17 protein-coding genes are annotated in these 24,112 nt (G+C 39.5%); 9 read left to right on the top strand and 8 right to left on the bottom strand.

From position 1 onward, the window contains the following. Positions 1-1,059: a hypothetical protein gene (locus tag FHS59_RS01610; protein WP_184492666.1), complete on the top strand. Its 1,059-nt coding sequence runs from the start codon at positions 1-3 to the stop codon at positions 1,057-1,059. Between the two features lie 28 nt (positions 1,060-1,087). Here FHS59_RS01610 and FHS59_RS01605 read toward each other — a convergent pair whose 3' ends face one another. Both FHS59_RS01605 and FHS59_RS01600 read right to left on the bottom strand, forming a co-directional pair. Next, positions 1,088-1,564: a hypothetical protein gene (locus FHS59_RS01605; RefSeq protein ID WP_184492665.1), complete on the bottom strand. Its 477-nt coding sequence runs from the start codon at positions 1,562-1,564 to the stop codon at positions 1,088-1,090. A gap of 145 nt (positions 1,565-1,709) precedes the next feature. Continuing rightward, on the bottom strand, positions 1,710-3,254 hold the full coding sequence (locus FHS59_RS01600) for a carboxylesterase/lipase family protein (RefSeq protein WP_246388254.1): 1,545 nt from the start codon (positions 3,252-3,254) through the stop codon (positions 1,710-1,712). A gap of 215 nt (positions 3,255-3,469) precedes the next feature. Between FHS59_RS01600 and FHS59_RS01595 the strand changes: the two genes are divergently transcribed. Next, entirely contained in the window at positions 3,470-3,661 is a 192-nt protein-coding gene (locus FHS59_RS01595; protein ID WP_184492664.1) for a hypothetical protein, read from the top strand. On the opposite strand, the gene FHS59_RS01590 is transcribed toward FHS59_RS01595, so the two are convergent. After that, positions 3,639-5,483 (bottom strand): alkaline phosphatase, encoded by a 1,845-nt coding sequence (locus FHS59_RS01590; RefSeq protein ID WP_184492663.1) that lies wholly within the window; start codon positions 5,481-5,483, stop codon positions 3,639-3,641. The two genes, FHS59_RS01595 and FHS59_RS01590, sit on opposite strands and share 23 nt — an antisense overlap. Positions 5,484-5,822: 339 nt before the next feature. On the opposite strand from FHS59_RS01590, the gene FHS59_RS01585 reads away from it, so the two are divergent. Together FHS59_RS01585 and FHS59_RS01580 are read left to right on the top strand one after the other, a co-directional pair. Then, positions 5,823-6,896: a phosphatidylinositol-specific phospholipase C1-like protein gene (locus FHS59_RS01585; RefSeq protein WP_184492662.1), complete on the top strand. Its 1,074-nt coding sequence runs from the start codon at positions 5,823-5,825 to the stop codon at positions 6,894-6,896. A 16-nt stretch (positions 6,897-6,912) separates the two neighbouring features. Beyond that, positions 6,913-8,742, top strand: a complete 1,830-nt coding sequence (locus FHS59_RS01580; protein WP_184492661.1) for a metallophosphoesterase family protein — start codon at positions 6,913-6,915, stop codon at positions 8,740-8,742. A 428-nt stretch (positions 8,743-9,170) separates the two neighbouring features. Here FHS59_RS01580 and tnpA read toward each other — a convergent pair whose 3' ends face one another. The 4 genes from tnpA to FHS59_RS01560 form a co-directional block, all read right to left on the bottom strand. Further along, positions 9,171-9,617: an IS200/IS605 family transposase gene (gene tnpA, locus FHS59_RS01575; protein WP_184492660.1), complete on the bottom strand. Its 447-nt coding sequence runs from the start codon at positions 9,615-9,617 to the stop codon at positions 9,171-9,173. A gap of 149 nt (positions 9,618-9,766) precedes the next feature. Further along, entirely contained in the window at positions 9,767-9,931 is a 165-nt protein-coding gene (locus tag FHS59_RS01570; protein ID WP_184492659.1) for a hypothetical protein, read from the bottom strand. 31 nt (positions 9,932-9,962) lie between these two features. After that, on the bottom strand, positions 9,963-11,708 hold the full coding sequence (locus FHS59_RS01565; RefSeq protein ID WP_184492658.1) for a RagB/SusD family nutrient uptake outer membrane protein: 1,746 nt from the start codon (positions 11,706-11,708) through the stop codon (positions 9,963-9,965). A 40-nt stretch (positions 11,709-11,748) separates the two neighbouring features. After that, on the bottom strand, positions 11,749-14,835 hold the full coding sequence (locus tag FHS59_RS01560) for a SusC/RagA family TonB-linked outer membrane protein (protein WP_184492657.1): 3,087 nt from the start codon (positions 14,833-14,835) through the stop codon (positions 11,749-11,751). Between the two features lie 685 nt (positions 14,836-15,520). Here FHS59_RS01560 and FHS59_RS01555 point away from each other — a divergent pair. Further along, positions 15,521-16,693, top strand: coding sequence for a sialidase family protein (locus tag FHS59_RS01555; RefSeq protein ID WP_184492656.1), 1,173 nt, complete (start codon positions 15,521-15,523; stop codon positions 16,691-16,693). A 99-nt stretch (positions 16,694-16,792) separates the two neighbouring features. Next, the gene (locus tag FHS59_RS01550; protein WP_184492655.1) at positions 16,793-17,257 is read left to right on the top strand and encodes a hypothetical protein; all 465 of its coding nucleotides are present in this window, start codon (positions 16,793-16,795) and stop codon (positions 17,255-17,257) included. 208 nt (positions 17,258-17,465) lie between these two features. Here FHS59_RS01550 and FHS59_RS01545 read toward each other — a convergent pair whose 3' ends face one another. After that, positions 17,466-20,069, bottom strand: coding sequence for an alkaline phosphatase D family protein (locus tag FHS59_RS01545; RefSeq protein ID WP_184492654.1), 2,604 nt, complete (start codon positions 20,067-20,069; stop codon positions 17,466-17,468). 273 nt (positions 20,070-20,342) lie between these two features. Here FHS59_RS01545 and FHS59_RS01540 point away from each other — a divergent pair, with 273 nt between their 5' ends. From FHS59_RS01540 to FHS59_RS01530, 3 genes are all read left to right on the top strand, one after another. Then, positions 20,343-21,794: a PhoPQ-activated pathogenicity-related family protein gene (locus FHS59_RS01540; protein WP_184492653.1), complete on the top strand. Its 1,452-nt coding sequence runs from the start codon at positions 20,343-20,345 to the stop codon at positions 21,792-21,794. Positions 21,795-21,854: 60 nt separating this feature from the next. Then, positions 21,855-22,988 (top strand): alpha/beta hydrolase family protein, encoded by a 1,134-nt coding sequence (locus tag FHS59_RS01535; protein ID WP_246388253.1) that lies wholly within the window; start codon positions 21,855-21,857, stop codon positions 22,986-22,988. Positions 22,989-23,087: 99 nt separating this feature from the next. Further along, on the top strand, positions 23,088-24,101 hold the full coding sequence (locus FHS59_RS01530) for a sialidase family protein (protein ID WP_184492651.1): 1,014 nt from the start codon (positions 23,088-23,090) through the stop codon (positions 24,099-24,101). Positions 24,102-24,112 lie beyond the last annotated feature (11 nt).

The raw sequence follows: 24,112 nt of genomic DNA, 5'->3' as shown, positions 1-24,112 counted from the left end.
ATGAAGGAAGTCCTGATCAAGTCTTTTGTTTATCCATTTTACAAAGCCTATCTCGGGTTTTTCATTCTGATTACGGTGGTTTTTGGGGTTTTTATGGAAATCAAGCAACATCTGATGATTGCAGAGAAAATCCTTGAAAAGAACACTTGGTTTTTGGCACTGCTCCTTTCTTTTCTGATTTATGAAATTCTTCAGGCAAGACATATAAAAAAGCTCTCCCAAGATCCGAGATACCGCCAATTCCAAAAACTATCATTTCTAAGTTTCTTTGATTTTGCCCGACATTTCGCTCCCGTTTGGCTGGCAAACCAAGGCCTGATTCTACTTTATTCTCTCTTACTTTTTTATGTTGGTATTCCTGCTGGAGCTTGGATTCAATTAAGCCTTCTAGTGCTTTTTCTAATTCTTTCCTTATGGGCTTCACTTTATTACAACTATTTGATTTTCAGTAAATTTATACCGGAAACTAGAATCTCAAGCAATCGTATTTTTAAGAAGAAGCCATTTTCATTTTGGTTTTTGTTCCACCTGAAAGAGAACAGGCCCTTGCTTCTCCTATTGATTAAAGCACTCAGTTTATTTCTTTTGAGTGGATTTTTTTATTCGTACTTCTCAGGAGGGTATGATTCCAGATGGCTTGCATTTGGCTTATTGATTTCCTGCTTTGCTCATTACCCTATTTGGCTGGAAAAATGGGAGTTTGGAGAAAAAAAATTGTATCTATTCAGAAGTTTACCGCTGAAATTCGGTCACAAATTCAGACTGGAATTCATCGTATTTACAATTTTGACATTACCGGAATCTATTTTGATCCTTTATCAAGGAAGAGGAATAGAAAGTAAGTTTGACCTGTTTTGTTTACTTGTTTTCTGGTTTGGGTTGAATCCAGGACTGTTTGCTCTCTGTCATTGGGTACAGATCAATAATAAATTTTCAATCCTTTATTTGGCATTTTTCGGCTGCTTCTTAGCAGTAATTTTTGGCATCAATCCCGCAATTTTATCCTTATTGATGCTTACTTCTTTTGGAATCAGTATATCTTCCCCGTTTAGAATATAAAAAAGGGAGCTTTGAAGCTCCCTCTCTATTAGTTATCTACTCTATAATATTCTATATCTGAAAAACATTGATCTCCTTCACAGCCTCCTGGGAACAATAATACTGTTTGCTCTGCATTCACTTCAAATGGACGAATCCCAAAAAATGCAGGATTCGCATAAAGCTCATCTTTAGAAACATAGCTACCACTTGCAATATACTCTGTAGTGAAATATTCATAATCTGGAACAGAAACCTTTCCATCTTCAATTTTATAAGATCCTTCCGCATAAAACTGATATCCTAAATCCACTTCAGAATCAGGTTCACGAATTGTACCTGACCATGTCATAGTGCCATCAGATCTAAAAACCATCGTGTTTACGGCATCTTTATCCCAATCATCTACATAATAAGATTGTTGCCACTCTCCCACAATCGGGGAATTAATCTTGTCAGCATCCTCATTACAAGAGGCCAAAGCGAAACAAAGAATCAGAAAATTCAGAAAATATAATTTTTTCATTCGTAAAAGTTTTTTGGTTATATGACTCTGTGACGTATACATAACCTGATTTGTTAACAAATTAGTTGAAAAATCTGAAGCTTCTTTCTATTTACCAACATTTGGTTTTTTTGAAGCCCTTCAATATTTCTACTCTAGACAAATTCTATTTCATATAAACACTTTCCAGAAATTGTATCTGTTCCAAATGCGGAGGTTTTATAGCTTGAATTTTATCTCCAAGCTCCATCAGCATCGGATTATCTGAAGAAAATGCTGGCCAATTTGGTAATCCATCCCCATTTGGATTCCCGCTTTTCACAAAATTCACCCAATACTGGGACATGACATCTTCCAGTTTGTAATCCACATCTGTAAAGGGTCTATTCCAATACTTGAGGGTATGAAATGAATAGCTAAACTCAGCAGAGTGAAATGCTCCATAATTAGGTTCTCCAGGAGGAATTCTTGTAAAATGGTACAAAAAGGATGATTCTGGAGCCAGATCTGATTGGATTTTTGCCCAAGTGAAATTCTGATATCCAAACATCATTTCAGAAAGTGTGGATCGGGTCTCTTCCAGTTCTTCAGGAGTAGAAGCAGGAAACAATTTCAAATATTCTTCAGCACGGTCTTGATATTTTTCTTTGGCCTGAGCTCTAAACTGCTCCGGTGTCATTGGTCCTCCAAAACTCACATTGTCATCCGCATTCCAACCCGTCAGAAGCTTTATTTGATTGGCTTTTCCAGAAATAAATGTCTCGTCAAAGTCTAAGGGAATGACATTTCCATCTTTATAAGGCCAAAAAGAGCCTCCCACTTTCAACAAGCTATCTGCTGGAATTTGTCTTAATGCCTCCAAAGATCCAGCACCTGTTTTCTCCATAAACTCCTCTCCTGCCTTTTCGGCCATTTCTATATTCCTTCCAGACCTACCTCCATCGTAATTAAACATCGCACCACTTTGGGCAATTGCTTTATTGAAAAGTCCTTTAGCCATTGGGGAGCTAACCAGAACATTGACGCTCATCGAACCAGCAGATTGACCAGCAATCGTGACATTTTTAGGATCTCCGCCAAATTGGGAGATGTTATTTTTCACCCATTTCAATGCTGCAATCTGATCCAAAACCCCATAATTGCCAGAAGTCCCTGAATCAGATTCTTTCGAAAGCTCTGGATGTGACAGAAATCCCAAGACTCCCAATCGATAATTAATAGTAACTACGACGATACCCTTTTTTGCCAATTCCTCTCCATCATAAAGTGGAACTGTGCCTGAACCTCCTGTGAATCCACCCCCATGAATCCAAACCATCACAGGTCGCTTTTCATCTGACTTTTCGGCATCCGTCCAAACATTCAGATAAAGACAATCCTCAGAAATCGGTGTAGGTGGAATGAGGAATTCCTCTGACCATGCAAAAAATGGAACCGGAGGATTTTGAATCGCCGAAGCTGGATTAGCAACACATTCTTTGACTCCTTCCCATGGGGAAACTGGTTGAGGTGCTTTCCATCTCAATTCTCCAACTGGTGCTGCTGCAAATGGAATTCCCATAAAAGTTTTGACAGAATCTTCTCCTACAAGTTTGCCAGAGACTAATCCGTCCTGAGTTTTAACTGAGTGAACATCCAATAAATTGCTAGGAGTATTTTGCTGACAGGACCAAAGAAGTCCAAGTATCATAACTAGGGAAAGAATTCTCATAAGTAGGTTTTTCGGGAATGAAGCTAAAAGTTAATGATTCAAAATGATACATTAAAACCTTTTGTTGCCTTCCCTAAAAACGTGCGAAAACGGAAAAGAAAACCGTTCGTTATCGAACATGGATTTTTTCAAATAACCCTTATTCAGGGCAATGAAGAGTACTTTTATCGCTTGGAACGTGATTTGAATAAACAGTCATAAATAAACATCAACACATGCTTAGCTTCTTACTTTGGTGCATCCTATTTGTCCTATGTTGGCCTTTGGCACTGATCGCCCTGATCCTTTATCCAATCGTTTGGCTTCTGCTTTTGCCTTTCCGTTTGTTAGGCTTTGCAGTAGATCTGTCATTTGACTTGATCAGAAATATCTTTATGCTGCCATTTACTTTGGCTGGACGTAGGTAAAAACTGTATTCGGTGAATGATATTCCTTCACCAAATCCATGATTTTGTGAAACACTTCGGTGTTTTCATAAACTCCTCTGAAATCGCCTGCATGAGCCCCGTATGCAAATATCGGAACCATAATTCCAGTGTGATCATCAGAATGATAGGCTAATTCGATTGTCCTGCTATCTATATCACCTTGTGGAATTGAAATTCCTCCAGTCTCATGATCCGCGGTGATGATGACTAGTGTTCCGGGGTTATTATCTGCGTATTCCAGAACTGTTCCGATCACTTGATCAAAATCCAACATTTCGGAAATCACCATTCCGCTGTTATTGGAATGTCCCCCAGAATCAATATTTGCCGCCTCAATCATCAGGAAAAAGGGTTTTTCTTTTTCCTCCAAAAATTCTAAGGCAAAATCAGTACTTCTTTTCAGGTAATCTCCTCTCCCATCCAGAGCTTTGGGCAATGATCCTTGCGAAGCAAAGTATCCGATTTTGGTAGCTGAAAAATCATTTAAGTCCTCAACCAAAGTAAAACCTTCTTTCTTCAGATTATCCAACTGGGATTCGAAATCTGACTTTCCTCCACCGATAAACAAATCCAACTGACTTTTGGGTAAAAATGCCGCAATTTCGGCCGAATCATCTCTTTCTGGATGATGGGCATAAAAAGCCGAGGGAGTCGCACCCGTCAGATTGTCTGTAGTAATTATCCCGGAGTTGAATCCATAGGAATTCAAAATATCCGGTAAGTTCTCTAATTCCTTGCCGTTTGGATCCACTCCCAAAGCCCTGTTATTGGTTTTGGTACCCGTAGCATAAGCCGTAGCCCCCGCTGCTGAATCCGTTGTAAAATCGTCTGCAGCCTGAGTTTTTATCAAACCCATATTTTTTATTTGGGTCAAATTCAGATTATTCCCATTGGCAAAAAGCCCGGAAGAAATTTGAGCTAAGCCATTTCCATCTCCGATCATCAAAATCACCTGATTGACAGCAACGGATTCTCCATCCACTTCATAGGAAGGAGTATAAATCTCATGGATGGCTGGGTTTTGATAAACGAAGGTAGATAGGTGGCTTAGGTAATTCGCTACTTCAGCAGGATGGTCTGTATTTATGTAATCCACTCCCATTTCATGAAAAGCTTTCCAGGCAGTTTTGCTGTCTGGCGTTCCCCAAAATCTAACAGGCTTGTCAAAAGAGTGCACCAAATCAATAAACTCCTGAAGAGAATTTCGTTGCTCCTCAACCATCCTTCCCTTTCCATTCCAAATAGAAAATTGCCTAAAGCTAAGACTCACCATTCCTATCTTTTCCCATGGAAGATCAGCGCTCAGGTTTTTGCTTTGATAGTCAAAAAACATCCATTCTGGATACTCCTCATAGGTATTTGGATCAGGTCTATTTCCGGAAATAATCAATTTCAGTCCTTTTGGATTTGATTTTGAGAAGGCCAAATCAGCATAATCAAGCATGATTTTCTCCAAAACTTCCAAAGTCGGCAAAGCTTCCGTTTTTAAATCCACCAACAAAGTAAAATCAATTTCAGCGATGGATTCATTTTCCAAACCAGCACGAATCGGGTCCAAATAAAGACTCTCGATAGTTCTAGCTGGATGGATACTTTCTGCTTCATGAGCAGCCATCAACTTTCCATCTTTTAAAATCACATCCACTTCGATCGAACTGGCACCCGCTGCATAGGCTTCCCAAAAAGGAGCCTTTTGTAGGTAATCATTATGAGAATGGATCTTGTAATTTTTAGAATCCTGCGCTGAAAGTTGGAACACAAAAAACAGCAGAAAAAGAAGGGATGAAAAGAATTTTTGCATCTTCAAAAATAAGGCTTTCAGAGGAAAATCAGGCTTTAAATACCCGATTTACGTCATGCTTAACAGATTGATAAAATTAGAATGATCCTTTTTTGGGTTTGCTTAACACCTTACGGCATATCAACTTCATAATAAGCAATTTGCTGTCTTTAATCACTTCGCACCAACAGGGAATTTCATAACAAAATGGTGAAGTGGAATAGGTGGATTTAAGCTCAAAAAGCTTGAAACTTGCCAATTGAATCAATTTGCTTGAAGAATACTTTAAAGCAGCGAATTCAAAATCATTGCGCTATTTCTTCCTGCTCAATTCGGTAATTTCAAATCAATTTAAACCTCATGAAAAATCTATTTTTCTACAATTTATCTTTTCTCTGCTTATTTCTATCTCTTCAGGTTTCCGCTCAGAAACTCAACGAAATCCAGGTGATTGGCAGTCATAACAGTTACAAAAGCCAGATGGCTCCTGAGCTTTTGGAATATTTATCCAAGGTAAATCCCTCCGCATCACAAAGTTTGGAATATGCTCATATCCCTATGGAGTCCCAATTGGATTTAGGATTAAGAAACTTGGAATTGGACGTTTTCCATGATCCTCAAGGAGGAAGGTATTCCAATCCAAAAGGTCTGGAAATCATTCAAAGCGCAGGCGGTAAAATCCCAAATTATGATCCAACAGATGCACTCTCCAAACCAGGACTCAAACTCTTCCATATCCAAGATCTGGATTTTCAATCGCATTATTTACTTTTTGCAGATGCCTTGAAAGCTTTGAGATCCTGGAGTGAATCAAACCCAGATCACAGTCCGGTTTTTATCCTCATCAATGCAAAAGATGGAAATATCCCGGGAACCAGACCCGTTTTACCTTTTACCGCTGCTGCCCTTGATAGCATTGACCTCGAAATCAGAACCCACCTTGGGATGGAGCATTTGATCACACCTGATGATATCAGAGGAAACTATAAGGATCTAGAATCTGCTGTTTTAGCAGGGAACTGGCCATTATTAGAGGATGTAAGAGGTAAATTTCTTTTTGTTTTAGATGAGAATGAAGAGAAAATCGACCGATATCTCAGCGCAAAACCTGGACTTGAAAACGCGGTGCTTTTTGTCAAAAAAAAAGAAGGAAATCCAACTGCAGGATTTAGAATCATCAATAATGCCGAGAAAGATGAAGCCTATATCAGAGACTTGGTGAAAAAGGGTTATATAATCCGGACTCGGGCAGATTCTGACACCAAACAAGCCAGAACAAACGATTATAGCACTTTTGAAAAAGCAAAAGCATCGGGAGCACAGGTGATTTCTACAGATTATTATCAGCCTTCCTCCTTTTTCAAATCAGATTACAAAGTTAATTTCGATGGAAATGTCTATGAAAGACCAAATCCTGTTTTGGTCAAAAACTAATTGAGCTCTACCTATTTTGAATAAAAAAACCTTATTCCCTTTACTCTTTGGAACAGCTTTTCAACTCGCTTTTCCTCAATTAGCCCAAGGTCAAGATCAGGAAAGTAAAATTGCTTTTCTTTCTGATATTCATCTTCAGGATGTTTATGCAAATCTGGGCTCAGAGGAATTTAAGGGAGTTTTTAATCCCATTTCCGGCAAATTTGCGACCATCCGCACGATGAAAAGCCAGGTCAATTCTACCCGTCTTTTCAATGAAAATTACTTTGCTTTCCTCAGCGCTCTGGAGGATTTGAAAGACAAAGGAATTCAGCTGGTCGTCCTTCCGGGAGATTTTACCGATGATGGGCAGCCCATGAATGTTTTGGCTTTGAAAAAGATTTTGGATCGATATTCTGCAGAAAGTGGAATGCGTTTTTTTCTGACCACAGGAAACCATGATCCGGTCAATCCTTTTGGAGGCTTGGCAGGAAAAAAAGACTTTCTTGGAACAGATGGATCTGAACAGGCAATAGCTGGCGCAAAAGAGTTGTTTCCTTCGGATCAAGTCGCCATTTCGGATCAGATCAATTATTGGGGATATTCAGAAATCACCGGAGCTTTGAAGAATTTCGGATTTTTTCCCAATGAAAAAGATCTCTTTTGGGCTCATCCATTTCAGGAATTGGATGTCGATAATTACAAATTTAAAAAAGCAACCAATGAGGCAACACTTGAGAATCGAGTATACGAATTGGACAATTCCGGATTATTTCTTCCTGATGTCAGCTATGTAGTTGAGCCAATTGATGGCATTTGGCTTTTAGCTTTGGATGGAAATGTTTATACTTATAGTGGAAGTGAATGGAAAGGATCATCCCAAGGCTTTAACCAAGCTGCTTTCCACAAAAATCACCAACTAGACTGGATCAGAAAAGTGTCTGCTGAAGCTGAGAAAAGAGGAAAAATTCTCATTTCATTTAGCCACTATCCTCTAGTCGAATTTCTTGAAGGAGCTTCCGAAGAAATGAAATCCTTATTTGGACCCCAGAAGTTACAGCTAGAAAGAGTACCCACTTCTGAGACGAGTAAACAGTATGCAAAAGCCGGTATAAGAGTCCACTTTGCCGGTCATATGCATTTCAATGACACAGGAATTTATAAAGACCAAACAACCACCCATACCATGTATAATGTTCAAGTCCCTTCACTAGCAGCTTTTCCCGCGGCTTATAAAACTCTAAAAACCTCGAATTCCTCCACCCTGGAAATCGAAACCATCCCACTCACAGAAGTTGATCACATGAATGAGTTTTTTGATCTATATAGAATGGAGCACAGATGGCTACTGGAAAAGAAAGACCCGGGCATTTGGGAAAGCAGTATACTAGAATCCAAAGACTATTTGGACTACACTAGAAATCACCTTTTGGAGCTTACAAAATCCCGATTTATCCCATCTGACTGGCCACAAAATCTTGCCCTGCTTTTACAGAATCTGAATCAAAAAGAATTGTTGGAATGGAGCGAAATGAATGAAAATGAGAGTGAAGATTTTCTTCAGAAAAAACTGAAAAAACTTCAAATCAGTAAAAACCAAACTGGAGCCAGGCCGAATATTATTGACGATTTTTATTTGCTCAAAAATGGGGATGAGTTAGGCAAAAAGCTTATTCCAGAGAGTAGAACTGCTTTCTATGAAGAGTTGATGCCGAAAGTAAACCAAAAAAGCTACTCTCCAGACCAGAAACTCACTCGTGAATTCATTCAGTTTTTCGGGATTTTCGAAAAGCTTTATCATTCTAATCCTTCGGATCATTTTTCTATAGACTTGAAGAATAATACCATCAAAAAAATCGAGGATTGAGTTAATATTTCCCTTTTGCTTTGTCTTCATTTAGCCATTCAGGTCTTTGGAATGGCTTTTTCCTTCTATTAAAAAATACCGATCGTGCCTTTGGCACTCTTATTAAAATAAATCTTTTAAAACCCAGAATTGCATTCTGGGCAATTACTGGTTTTGCCTTTGGCAAATGTTACCCCTGCTCCAACTGTCTAAAATGAATTTAACCTTTTCAAAATCTCTTCTAAGAGGAAAAGAATGGCAATACTAAGTCTAATTTCAACCAAAATAAGACTGATAATTTTATCCTAATTTACTTTTTAGAATTCTGCGCTAAAATGCCAAAGGCACTTTCAGTATCAACCCCGAATACAGCGAAGCGAAATTCGGGGATTAGGAGCGAATATGAACCCAAGAGTGCCAAAGGCACGATCAGTAAAGATTTATTAAAATCAATCCCACACATATTTTGGGTCATAGTCCATTTTATACTCTTCCAAAAATCGAACATACTCCTCTTTAAATGTTTGTTTGCGGTGGTGTTCTTCTTGATTCTGAATATATTTCTTCACAATTCTCAACTTCGATTGACTCACGGAAAAAGCTGCATAGCCTTTTTGCCAATGAAAATTATTTAATCCAAGAGAGGTAATTTTATTAGAACTGGATATCTTGACTTTTTGCACTAAATCAGCAATTGAAAGAGTTCTTGGCAAAGTACATAGCCAATGAATGTGGTCAGGATTGGCATATATCTCCTCTGTAAAAACTGCAAGATTGGCTCCGAGCTTAATAACATAGGCCTGCAAAATCGGCTTTATTTCAGTAGTGATAAGTGGTTTTCTTTCTTTGGTAGAAAAAATAATATGCAGATAAACTTTGGATAAGGACTGCGGCATAAATAAGAAAAATTAAGTTTACAATACCGATCGTGCCTTTGGCACTTCATTTAAATATAAACTTTTTATAACCCAGAATTACATTCTGGGCAGTTACCTAACTTGCCGTTGGCAAGGATTCAAAACAAAACCCTACTTAAGGAACAAACCTAAATGCCATAGGCATTTTCAGTATCAACCCCGAATACAGCGAAGCGAAATTCGGGGAATAGGAGCGAAAAAGAACCCAAGAGTGCCAAAGGCACGATCAGTCCCCCCGATCCAGTCACCACGAACTGCAAATGAAAAACAATAAAGCCGATGAGAAATCTCATCGGCTTTTATTCTTTTAAAGTTTAATAGGTTTTAATAACCAGGGTTCTGAACCAAAAATCCTGCTTCACTGGATGCTCCATCCATTGCTTTTTGAGGAATCGGGAATAACCTTTTGTTGACATCCGAATTGGTTTTCTCAGTCCAACTATCCTCGTATTTGCCATATCTGATCTGGTAAACTCTTCTATGACCTTCCCAATACAATTCAAATCCTGACTCACGGAATAATATATCCAAATCGATGGAGTTAAGCGGAGCTGGAGTCTGTGCCGGACGGGCATTTCTTGATGTTCTCAAAGTATTGATATCCGCCAATGCACCAGCAGTATCTCCTTTTCTAAGTTTTGCTTCAGCACGCATCAGATAAATTTCTCCCAAACGGATCAAAACAATATCCACGCTGCTGTTGCTACAACAGTTCGTTGCAGTATGGCTGAACTGATATTTTGAAAATCTGTATCCAGCATTATGAAGGCTACCCTCTGTGGTAAAATCCACTTTGAGCGTATGGTCTACGTAGCGGATATTTGCTCCACTGCTTCTTCTGTTGATCACTGGATAGATTTTCACCTTGCCATTTTCGTCAGTCATGATATTTCCGCTTCCATCTTTTCTTGGACCCCAGATGATATTGCGAAGGATCCCTCTATCAATCTCAAAATCTGTGGCTTCAACAGTGTAGAAATGATCCTCATCATTAGTTGGATTCACTCCGGTTAAATCTTTCAATTCATCAGGAATCACAGTATTCTCTTGGAAGAATCTTGCGTCCGCATCAGCTGGATCCACCTCACCATAAGCATCTACCCATGTCTGATAAAAACTTGGAGTGACAGCTACCGCATCAGTTCCTCTGGTGCTTGGAAACTCAGGTCTTGGAACTTGATCACCAGAAATTGACCAATATTGCCATCTGCTATGCTCTGTCTGAAGCACACCTCTTTGGTCTAGAGAGAAGATGATTTCAGGATTGGTGTTGTTATCATCGTTGAACAATTCAAAATATTCCGGAGAAAGAGCAAAAGGTCCCTCGATGATATTATTGGTGTATTGGATTACTTTATCCAAGTCAGCGTCTCTGAAATCAGGCATTCCGTAAGGATCACGGTACACAGCCGCATTCAGATAAAGTCGAGCTAGCAATGCATTTACAGCAAATTTGTTCATCCTTCCAGGTCCTTTGTTGCTGTTAATCACATCAACTACAGAAAGTAATTCGCTTTCCAAATAATCAATGGCATCTTGTCCTCGAAGGATTTCTGAAAGCTCATTGGAAGCATCCTTTTTGAAAACCAAACCCCAATTATCCAATGCAAGCATATTGAGATAAGCTTTCATTGCAGTCATCTCATACATCGCATCCTGAGCACTGGAATTTCCATTTTCCACTTCCAGTCTCATTCTTTCCTCTGCCAAAACTGCTCTGGACAAAGTCAAAGTAATATAAGTCCAGGCATCCCCCACCAAACCATTGGTAGGTGTCATCAAGTGTTGGTGAACAGCAATAAATTTACCGCCATCAAACCAGTCTGTTCCTCCACGGTAAGGTAGAATTCCTTCATCAGATGCTACTTCCTGAAGTCCAAAATTGACTGTGTGCATCCAAACTTGACGAAGCATTCCATAAACTGGAGCAATTGAACCGCTGATTACTTCTGCTTGACCCGTGCCTGTAAGTGACTCATCGAGTACTTCCTCATCCAAATCGGTACAGCCCAAGAATGAGATTAAGAAAGCAGCAATAGGTAGTATTTTGTAAAATCTATGATTTTTCATGTGTCTATGATTTCTAAATGATTTACTGATCATTCTTTTTTTAGAAAGTTAAATTCAGGTTGATCGAGAAGGTTCTCGCTCTTGGATAGGTAAATCGATCAATTCCGAAGGTCTGGATTCCACCGGCAGTAGAACCAGTATTTACCTCAGGATCAAATCCTGAATAATCTGTGATCACAAATAAATTTTGGCCGGTTACAGAAAGGCGGATATTTTGGAAAACATCACGTAACCCAACCGCATCCATATTCAGATTATATCCTAAAGTAGCATTGTTCAATCTGAAGAAAGAGCCACTTTCTAAGAATCTTGTCGAAACAGTATTGGAGTTATTGAAAGACTCTTCCGGGAATTCGTTCGCGAAATCAGTGGTGTTATTTGATCTGGATAATTGGGCTTTGGTAAATAATGACATCGCTGTGTGGTTGTAAATTTTACTTCCAGCAGTTCCGTTAAAGTTCAAGCCCAAGTCAAAAGCTTTGTATTTAAAATTGGTATGAAAACCGTAGATCACTTTTGGAATAGCACTTCCGACTACGCTTCTGTCATTATCCAAGATTTCACCATCGCCGTTGATATCTTTGAATTTATTGACTCCATCTTCAGTGATTCCATCAAATTGAAGCATGTAGAAAGCTCCAATCGGCTGGTTATTGATATACCCGTTAATTGTGGCACCTGTTTGACCAGCACCCTGAGCAGCACCTGTGGTCAAAACTGAGTAAGGGGAATCTTTTACCTCATTTTGGATGAAAGTAACATTACCTCCGATGTTGTAAGTAAATGCTCTATCCGCATTGCCTGCATAATCCAAAGCGATTTCAATACCGCTGTTATGGATTTCCATATCCTTGATATTATCCCAATAAGTAGAAGTAGGCTGAACCGGATCTGCAGGGACAATTTCAAGCAAGATATTGGAAGACACTTTTTTGAAGTAATCCAAAGTACCTGTCAATCTGTTGTTAAGGAAAGCGAAATCAACTCCGACATCAAACTGAGTGGAAACTTCCCACTGCAAGTCAGGATTTGCCAATCGAGTAAACACAATTCCATATGGATAGCTATCCAAAGTATTGCCATCAGTATCGATAGGATAAGTATTCAAACTTCCTGAACCTGAAGACAATCTATCCTCTGCATAACTTGCTTTGGTGATTTTAGAAGGAATCTCCTGGTTACCGGTTTTACCCCAGCTGGTTCGCAGTTTCAAGTTGTTAAAAACCGAATTTGCCATGAACTCTTCATTGCTGATATTCCAACCCAATGCAAATGATGGGAAGTACCCGTATTTGTTATTGTCACCAAATTTGGAAGATCCGTCTGCACGGAAAGTAGCCGTGAATAAATACTTGTCTGAATAGGTATAATTAAGTCTTCCGAAAAAGGATTGAAGTTCATTTCTAACAGCCGAAGAGGTAACCGTCGTAGGGTACTCACTGGTACTGTTGTGATCCTGATATCTCGGTTCAATATTATTATCAGCAAAACCTCTCGCAGAAGTCAATCTGAACTCATCCAAAAATGTTTGGTAGGAATGTCCAGCCAAAACAGTCACATGGTGAACATCCGTGTTCCAGTTATAGGTCAGGGTGTTTTCAATCAACTTATTGATATTGGAATTGACATATTCATCCAAAGAACCATCAGAAATATTGGATTCATTGATTACACCAGAGTATGGCTTATACTGCTGATATCTATTGGTAGTAGAGTAATCCACGCCCAGATTTAATTTGTAAACAAGGCCTTCGAAAATCTCAAATGAAGGTGAAATCGTACCTAAAATCCTGTTATTGGCAGCATTATCCGTATAAAGCTCATATCGTTTTAAAGGATTCAATGCATTAGTATTCAACATGGTTGGCTCACCATCTGTGTAAGCAGGGATTGTTGGATTTAAACTCAGCATATCGCTGATGCTGGAAGTAATGCTTGGTCTTAAATTCTCAGTATAAGAAGCAGTCAAGTTATAGTCTACAATCAATCGCCCTTCAAAGGCTTTCTGATTCATATTCAACTTTCCAGAATAGCGCTTCAACTCAGAGTTTTTCAGAATACCTTCCTGATCTTGATATCCCAAAGAAGTGAAATATGAAAACTTCTCAGTATTGGCTCCACTCATGGAGAAATTGTAATTCTGGGAAAGTCCGGTCTGAGTTAATTCATCTTGCCAGTCTGTATTTCCACCAAAATCTTCCAAGGCTCCACCAGCAGCTACCACTTCATTTCTGAATTCATCAGCACTGAAAACATCAATCTTCTTGGCCATGGAAGACCATGCCGTTGATGCTGAGAAATTCATCTGTGAAGTTCCCTTTTTACCTTTTTTAGTAGTAATTACCACAACCCCATTGGAAGCTCTGGAACCATACAAGGCCGTTGCACTAGCATCCTTAAGGACATCGATGCTCTCGATATCGCCAGGATTCAAAAAGTTTAGCGGATTAGAAGCGATCCCAGTATCCGAATTGTCAAGTAAAAAGCCATCTAAAACATACAATGGCTGAGTTCCTGATCTTAAACTACCAATCCCTCTAATGATCACATTTTGATTTGCGCCAGGCTCACCACTGGTAGAGGTAATATTGACACCAGATACTTTACCTTGCAAAAGATCCACAGGGTTTGAAATGACACCTTTATTGAAATCTTCAGTTTTTACCGAACCAATAGCTCCGGTCACATCAGATCTCTTTTGAGTTCCGTATCCGATTACCACCAATTCATCCAATTGAGTCGCATCTGGCTCTAGTTGAACATTGATAATGGATTGGCCATTAACAGAAATTTCCTGCATGACATACCCTACATAGGAAACCTGAAGAACAGCTCCGGATGCAGCGTCGATTGAGAAGTTCCCGTCAAGATCAGTCACGGTTCCATTCATGGTGCCTTTAACCAAAACAGTTGCTCCTGGAAGTGGCTCTCCTAGCTCGTCGGTAACCTTACCGGAAATTGATTCTTTGGCCAGCAAATTATCTGCAAGAGATAAACTGGAGGACAAGTTTCCCGAAGTACCCAACCCTTTTGCGAACAAGCGCGATGGACTGGAGGTAATCCCAGCTCCAATAATCAAAAACGCTGATGCATAGATGATTTTAGACAATCGTAAATTTGTATTCATAAAATTTATTATTGGATAAATAAAAACAGCACAATACTTTTTATTAATCCTGTTTATTCAGGTAATTAATAATTATCGCACAAATGTAGGGTTTCAATAACGCTAGCCTGTTAAGGACACTTTAGCATTATATTAATTGTAAAATGAAATTTGTTACAAAAAATTAACACTCAAATCATATCATAAAAGAACATGGAAAAACACAAAATAAACTAGATTCAGAAAAATTTAATTAAAACAAACAAAGCCAAAAAAATGGTCTAAAAATCATTTTTTGACTATCCTAGGCACATTACTGTCTCATTCCTTTTCATTTAGCAGTGTAAATCTCTATTCGAAGAAATTCGGAAAAAGTATAATTTATAATTATTACTTTATATAAAATAAATTTTGAATCAATCAACGTAACCAACATTAAATAAAAATCTTGTTATAAATAAAAATCATCAATTAAAATCCTATATCATTAAAATTATATAACAATAATTTAATCATGATAAAATAAATTTTTCAAATGTTATATTATGATTAATTTTTCGTTTCTGAAATGTTTTCATTTTTTAGATTTCTTTTGATTTTGGTAATAGTCCCAAGTGCCATTCTTTAAAATCAACCTCCAAAGATTCATCCTCTGCCTTCTCTCTTTAAAAAAGAAACTCTTAATTTCGTCAAAACCCAAAACCACATGAAAAGATTACCAACCATTGCATTGGCATTGGCTCTCTTCCTGATTTTTCCGAATGTTTATTCTCAAGATGTCATAGTTTTTAAAGGGGGACAGGAAGGCCATAAGATTTATAGAATCCCTGCAATTATTTCCCTGCCAAACGAAGATCTAATAGCTTTTGCCGAAGGTCGCGTCAATGGAAGTGATGATTATGGGGATGTAAATCTCGTGATGAAACGAAGCAAGGATTTTGGTTTTACTTGGTCTGAGCTGAAAATGCTGGTGGATTATGATTCGCTTCAGGCGGGAAATCCTGCTCCGGTGGTAGACATGTTTGACCCCGATTATCCTGAGGGTGTGATTTATCTGTTTTTCAATACTGGAAATAATCATGAATACGATATCCGGATGAATCGCGGAGTAAGAGAAGTCTGGGTGATGAAATCATTTGATTTGGGTGAAACTTGGGAAGAACCCGAAAACATTACCGAACAAACACATCATCCTAATAACCCAGCTTTCAATCCGGCTTATACTTCTCAAGAAGATTGGAGGCATTACGCCAACACTCCTGGACATGCTTTTCAGTTTCAAGAAGGCAAGTATAAAGGAAGAATTTTTGTCGCTGCCAATCATTCAAAAGGTGATCCTAAGGATAACTTCAGTGAATACCAAGCTCATGGTTTCTTTACCGATGACCACGGAAAAACTTATGGAATTTCCGAATCCATTTCATATCCTGGATCAAATGAATCCATTGCTGCTGAGCTTCCAAATAATCGGATGATCATGAGTATCCGAAACCAAAAAGGAGATGTTCGTCAAAGGATTCTGGCTTTTTCTTCTGATGGTGGAGAAACCTGGGATTCTGAAGAATTTGAGGATGAACTTCCAGATCCAGTTTGCCAAGGGTCTATTAATTCACTAACCGATTCTAATGGTCGATTTACTTTAGTCCATGCAAATAATGCTGACACTGCAAATAGGAATAATTTAACAGTCAAATTCAGCTATGACGAAGGAAAAACCTGGCCAAAATCCATATTGATCGATGGAGTTGAAGACCCTGGAAAATCGGCATACACAGCTTACAGTGATTTGGTTGCTCCCAAAGAAAACATGATTGGGATTATTTACGAAAAGAATAATTACACAGAAATCGTCTATAAATGGATAAAGTGGGTGTATTAAAAAATCACTTCAATTACGGCAAAATTCTCAAAACCTGATTTTTGTCATTGGAAGAGTTTCGGGGATAGTTTAGGTTTCGAAGATCTAAACAATAACCCTATGAAAACCTCCGCTTTACTTGGCCGCTTCTCTTTATTCGTAATCTATTTCTGGTTTGGTATATTAAAGGTGTTGGGGTTTTCCCCAGCGGAAGCATTAGTGCAAAATCTTTTCAATGAAACCATTGGTTTTTGGATTGATTTCAATCTTTTCTGCAGAGGGTTTGGCCTTTTTGAATGTGCATTAGGCATCCTTTGGCTTTTTCCAAAACTGAGCAAAATCTCTCTTTACATACTCATTGCTCACATGGTTACCACTTTTCTTCCAGTTTTGGTTTTAACAGAAGAAATTTGGCAAACCTGGTTCACCCCTACCTTGGTAGGTCAATACATCATCAAGAATCTTGCGTTGATTTCGCTGGCAATGTTTATTTCAAAAAGCTACGAACAGGAGCAATTGGAACTGGAAAGAGAAACTAAATCTCTTATGAAATTTGAAGGATTTACAGGAAAGCTGGTTTCGTAAAAAACCAAAGACGAGGCTGGCATAATTATGCTGTTTGTCACATTGAGCACTTGAGAGTCGAGAGTCTCGAAATCGAGGACCCTTCGACTCCGCTCAGGGTGACCCAAACCCCGTTTTTAAGACGAATTCCTATCATTTCCATTTTGTAGGTTCGAAGAATATTTAAGTCCCAGACTGACAAATGAAAAGCCTAAGTGACAGCGTCGCTTTAACTAAAATCAACCTCTATCGCACTTCCTTGAGAAATTTCCAGCTGTTTCTTTGAGAGCTTTCTGCCTGATACTGAATCAATCAAATCCACTCGATAAGTATCCTTTGAAAAGACTTTTGGAGTAAACCTGTCTTCTTTCATTCGGAATGCATATTCCAATTCGCCAGTTTTTTCATTCCAAACTTCGATTACTGGCTGAGTTGCACCCTTGACCACAATCTCCGGTAAATAACCAACTGCTTTTCTGGCGTAATTTTCCTCTTGCGATATTTCTATCGGCCAGCCATCATACTGACCATCTGGCTTTGAAATCGGGTCGACATTTCTTGGCCAGCATTCGATTTTCATTTTTCGAGACGCCATCTCAAAAGTAATGATTCCATATCCCGTTCCTCGGTCATAAATTCTTGAAGGTTCGAAGCCCGTTTTATAAGGATTTGCCACAGCATGAATCGTCATTTTATTTCCAAAACCATCTATGAAATCACCAGTATTCTTGGCTTTGCCCGGAATCGGCTGATGGCCAGCTGGAACCTGAGGCCACCATCTTCTCGGCCAAAGATTGTTTAAAGCCGGTCCAGCGAAAGCAAATCCTGAGTCTCTAAATTCATCCACACCATAATGCACGGTACTTGCCAAATGCTGGTCACCCGCTATATGAAGGGCAAAAGATTTACGAATTGCACGCAATGCCTCATCTCTTCCTTTTTGCGGCCAGCCATTTGAATCCATATCAGAAGTAGGTGCATCCCCATCTACATATTCACCTTTTTCAGGAATTGCCAAACTAGGTACAATTTCATCGATAATGCTTCCTACGGGAAGTGTAGCCACTGTACAGAAATTGGTTTGTGAGCAAACCGCTTTCATTTGGATATCTGTACCCCAATCGGCAGCCCATTTTTCGAGAAATTCCATCTGTCTTTCTCCCAAAAGCTCTGCGTCAATATCATAGTGCTTCTTGATATCGAAGTCCCTATTTTGAATAAACCCATTTTGAACCTGAGCTTCTTTAGGCAACACTTTTTTAGGTGCTGATTTAAACTTTCTATCTTCTAAAATCGCAAAACTTACCCCACCGTAATTCCAATCGGTATAATAAACATTGATTCCTTGTTTGACAGGTCGCGGATCATAAGGATCAGGCAAATGGCTGGTCTGCGTAGCCTGAACCATGTTTACCCATTGCGCTGCCATTTTATACCCTCCTTCATCTTGGGCGATATATCCCCAACCCTTATCAGTTGGCGCATGCTCACCGCCAGCTCCCCAAACATTTCCATGATAGACATCATGGTCATCTGGAATAAATGCCGCAGGAATACTTCTGAAAATGTCTCGATAAGACCAGCCGAACATATACCATTTTCGAAGGTAATCAAGACTTGATTTCTCAATTCGGTCAGTCTGTATACCAAATCCTCCGGTACCCTCATAAAACTGATCTCCAAGAAATAAGGCCATGTCTGGCTGATGTTTATTGACATGAATGCTAACTTCTTCATCAGGAAAACCATGGTCTGCATTGCAACTAAAAACCGCAACTTTCAAATCTTCCAGGGATTTTGGTTCAGCAGCGATTTCACCATAATAAGCGAATTCTTGCTTCTTGTTTTTCAAATGAATTTCAAGAAAAACCCGGTATGGAACTGCCTCAGTTGACTGCCAATCTGGGATTCTAAATTGGGCTATTCTGCCCAATGGATCGATATCTGAAGTTTGAATCGTTTTCCAATCCGACCCTTCTTTAATCTGTAAAGCAATTTGCAAACCCTTGATTTCCTCGACTGGGGCCAATTGGGCAGTCATTTTTAAGAGTTGATCATGAAGAGTGTATTGCGCAAAGCAAATTGGCCCAAAAAGCTGATCGCCATTTTCGGTGATTTTTTCTCCCCTAAATACCCAATCAGAAAATGAAACCAATGGGGCATCTTTCTGGAAACCTTTTCCCGCATGGGAGACCAAAGCAATATTCCCTCTCAATTGCTCTGTTTCAATTCCGCTCAGTTCCAGTTCCACTCCTTCCCCAGAATCAGATGAATTGCTAGCCTTTACTTTTAGAGCGTAAGACTCTTGCTTAGGTTCGGCCTTAAGAGACAGGTAAATCGGTTTGGAAAGATCCACTGTGGAATCGCTCAACTTCTCACCTAGTTTTATTTGTCCCAAACCATTGATTCCCACATCCAATCCCTCACCAAAAACTGCGGCAGAGCGATAGTCTTCAAACCTTCCTTTGGCACCAAGTCTAAAACCGGCATAAACTTCAGCACCTCCTTTTTGATTTTCTTGATCCCAGTGAATCGTTACTGATTCTTGGAATGAGCCATTGGAATCACCCAATTGATGTGTCAAAACATGAAGTGTACGGTTAGGAGCAGCAATCACGCAGCAGGCTTTTCCGTCAACAATTTCCCAGTCTTGAAGTCTATTAGCCCAAAACTCAGGCCCTACCCATTTCATATTTGGCCAGTTTTCCCAATTGCTTTTGAAAGCAGTTTCTGCTTCTCCAAAAAGTTTTTTTATTCCTGTAAATCCCTGCGGGAAAAAGAAAGGTGAAACGGAACTGAGGGCCATAGCCTTGACGGCGGATCTTCTTTTCATATTGATACTGGTAATCTGAATTTAATTTTTGCTAATTGATTACTGGAATTAAAAAATCCCACTAATTAAATGTGATCCAATATCTCCATTCTCACATAAAGATTCAGGGGACACATTATTCAAAAAGAGGGCAGAAATTAGGCTATTTTTTCTAATCGACCGAAAAATCTGGATTTCAATTGCCTGAAGAAAGCAAAAATCGATTTCTCTAAATTGTTCCTTTTAGTTTAAATCCTTAGCTTTTTGAAATAAATAACCTAACACCATTCTTTGATGAACATCAATTTTTCAAATCGTTTCTATTTCATTGTAAGAATCTTGACTCTTACTACACTTTTTCAAGCCTGTAATAAAGAACCGGAAAAAGAAGAAGTCATCCCTGAAAAATCAGAGAGTATTTTGAAAGACTATGTCATGGCTCCTGACACGAATTTCCATTTTGAGGTCGTTCATACTGTCACCGGGCCAGATTATGATTATCATGTCTTAAAAATGACTTCCCAACAATGGTTGACTCCTGATTTGGTAGACAAGACTGAGTGGTGGCATTGGGTGTCCATTGTGGTACCAAGAGATACTCCTTTTGACACTGGATTGATGTGGATTGGAGGAGGAAGCACCAACACCAAAATGCCTGAAAACCCTGATGAATTGATTCTTGCTGCTGCTACTCAGACCAATTCCATCGTTGCTCAAGTCCATAACATTCCGTTCCAACCGTTGACTTTTGCCAATGACACCTTTGGTGAGCGCTATGAGGATGCGATCATTTCTTATGGCTGGAGAAAATTTTTAGAAGGCGGAGCCAAAGATGAAGACGCCATCTGGCTTGCTCGACTTCCCATGACCAAAGCAGTCAAATTAGCTATGGATGCGACTTCCGAATTGGTTCAAACTTACTACGATATAAACCTGACAAATTATGTGGTGGCTGGTGCTTCCAAAAGAGGCTGGACCACTTGGACCACAGCTGCTGTGGATGATCGGGTGGTTGCGATAATTCCCATTGTGATCGACATGCTAAATCTTGTTCCATCCTTTGAGCACCATTGGAGAAATTATGGTTTCTGGGCGCCTGCTGTGGACGATTACGTGCGCGAAGGGGTCATGGAATGGATGGGCACTCCTGAATTTGACAGATTGCTGGAAATCACAGAACCTTATTCTTTTGTTGAGGATTTGAATCTACCAAAGCTATTAATTAATGCTGCTGGAGATCAATTTTTCCAACCTGACAGTTGGGAGTTTTATTGGAATGATCTGAAAGGCGAAAAACACATCCAGTACGTCCCGAATTTTGGACATGATCTGAGCAAGTCAGATGCTTTGCCAAATATGATTTCTTTCTATTCCTCAGTCATCAATAATCAGGAAAGGCCTAGCTATGAATGGACTATCGAAGACGACTTGATTTCATTTCAGGCAGATCCAGAAAATCTGCCGATCTCAGTTAAAATATGGACTGCAACTAACGAGAAAACCAGAGATTTCAGAGTGGATGTTTTTGGTCCGAATTGGAAATCTACTGAATTAGAATCGGCAGCGAATGGACAATATTCCTATCAGATGAAGCAACCGGAAAATGGATATCAAGCCTATTTTATGGAGGTGACTTTTGCAGGTCAAACGCCATTAAAAGTAACCAGTGGCGTGGAAGTTCTACCACGAACGTACCCATTCGAGGATTTTATTCCTGAACATGTAGCCAGCACCAATTCCAATTAAAGAATGCTCAAAACTCTGTTTTTCAACTCGATTCTAATCCTTTTTGTAAATTCATTTCTTATGGCACAGCGAGTAGTGAATCAAGATGAAAGTAAAGTTCCAGATTTAGTTCTTCCTGACCCTTTTGTCAGTAAGTCAGGCCTAGTAATCCACTCCATTTCTGATTGGGAAAATATCCGCAGGCCAGAACTCATGGACTTATTCAAAAACGAAGTTTACGGGCCCATACCAAGTGATTTTGAGGAAATAACTTTTACAGAAGTTTCAGAAAATCCCAATCCATTTCCAGATCTGGCTAATTTTAAGGAAATAGACATTCAGGTTTCGAGAAAAGGGAATACCCACACTATGAGACTTTATGTGTTTTTACCAAAACAACAGTCCGGTCCATCCCCTATCACTTTATTGGTAGACCATCGGCCTTTAGAACCTGATGAGGAAATTGCTGAAGAAGGATATTGGCCGGTAGAAGCTATCTTAAAAAGAGGTTTTGCGACAGCATCTTTCCATGGGGAAACGGTGGCACCGGATGATGCAGATACTTTCTCAGAAGGAGTCATTTCCAATCTTTATCCGGAGGAATTAACAAAACCTGAAGGCATGAGAACCTTTGGAGCTTGGGGCTGGGCAGCAATGAGAGCCATGGATTATTTCGAGCAAGAACCTCTGATCGATGAAAAGAAATCGGCAATTGTCGGTCATTCCAGATCAGGAAAAACTGCCTTATGGACCGGAGCAACAGACCCAAGATGGGCAGTAGTGATTTCTAATGAGTCTGGCTGTGGTGGTGCAGCACTCTCCCGTCGCAAGTTTGGAGAAACAGTCAAAATCATCAATACTTCTTTTCCTCATTGGTTTAATGACAACTTCAAAAATTATAACGATCAGGAGGATTCCTTGCCAATTGACCAGCATATGCTGGCAATGATGATGGCTCCTCGAGCAGTATACTTTTCCAGCGCCAGAGAAGATTTATGGGCAGATCCAAAAGGTGAATATTTATCGATGCAGTTGGGAAGCCGCATTTACACCGATATCTATAACATGTCAGTCTCTTTTCCGACTCCATTTGAGCAACTCAAATCTCCTATTATTCAAGAACATGCAGGCTATCATATTCGGGAAGGAAAGCATGATCTCACCTTGGAAGATTGGAATCATTTCATGGATTTCATGAATCTCAACTTTAAGTAATCCCATTAAAATTTCAGGAGAGTACAAGACAGTAATCTAAAGAATTCGTCGCTTTTTGTTAGTTTAAACCTGAAATACACCTCCTAATCAAGATAAATTATGAAGCACCTGTGCTGCCTCTCCCTATTTCTGATTTTTTGCACAATGGGATATGCTCAAAAACTGCCAACAGTCGAAATACTTGATTCCGAATTTATTTACGAAACAGCTCCATTCCCTTCCTGTCATGCTTCTACTTTGGTAGAAACTCCAGAAGGAATCTTGGCTTCCTGGTTTGGTGGCTCTTACGAAAGACACCCCGATGTCAGCATTTATACTTCTTTGCTAAAAGACGGAAAATGGAGCAGTCCGGTAATGGTGGCAGATGGGGTCGAGAACAAAGACTTTCGAAATCCTACATGGAATCCGGTATTGTATAGAAATGCTGACACCGGACAAATTGTTCTTTTTTACAAGGAAGGCCCCAACCCAAGAGAATGGTGGGGACTATATAAGACTTCAGAGGATGGAGGAAAAACCTGGTCAAAAGCCATCCAAATTCCACCAGGAATGCTTGGCCCTGTAAAGAACAAATCCGTGACTTTAGCGGATGGAACTTTGCTCCATCCAAGTAGTTTCGAAACCAATGGCGTTTGGAGCATGCACGTGGAATCCACTACTTCAGATATCAAAAACTGGAAGAAAACAGAAATTGATAACGGAAACTTTCATGCGATCCAACCCACTGTTTTATTCTATCCAAATGGCAAATTGCAGATGCTTGCAAGAACACAGGAAGATGTCATCGGAACCACCTGGTCAATGGATGGAGGGAAAACCTGGTCAACTGTAGAATCCACAGGATTGGTACACAATAACTCTGGAATTGATGCGGTAACGCTTAAAAGTGGCATCCAATTACTGCTTTGCAACCCGATCAAAGATGGAAGAAATAAATTATCTCTTTTCATGTCTATGGACGGTGTCAACTGGAATGAAATCTATGTCTTGGAGGATCAGCCAAAAGGAGAATTTAGCTATCCGGCCATCATTCAAGCGAAAGACGGAACAGTTCATTTGACTTATACCTATAATCGGGAGAAGATCAAGCACGTGGCATTGACCTTGAAATAAAACATCTCACC

Origin of the sequence: Algoriphagus iocasae (assembly GCF_014206875.1) — a bacterium.
GTDB classification, from domain to species: domain Bacteria; phylum Bacteroidota; class Bacteroidia; order Cytophagales; family Cyclobacteriaceae; genus Algoriphagus; species Algoriphagus iocasae.
Note: the sequence above shows the minus strand (reverse complement) of the source record. Positions and strands in the feature narration are given on the sequence as shown.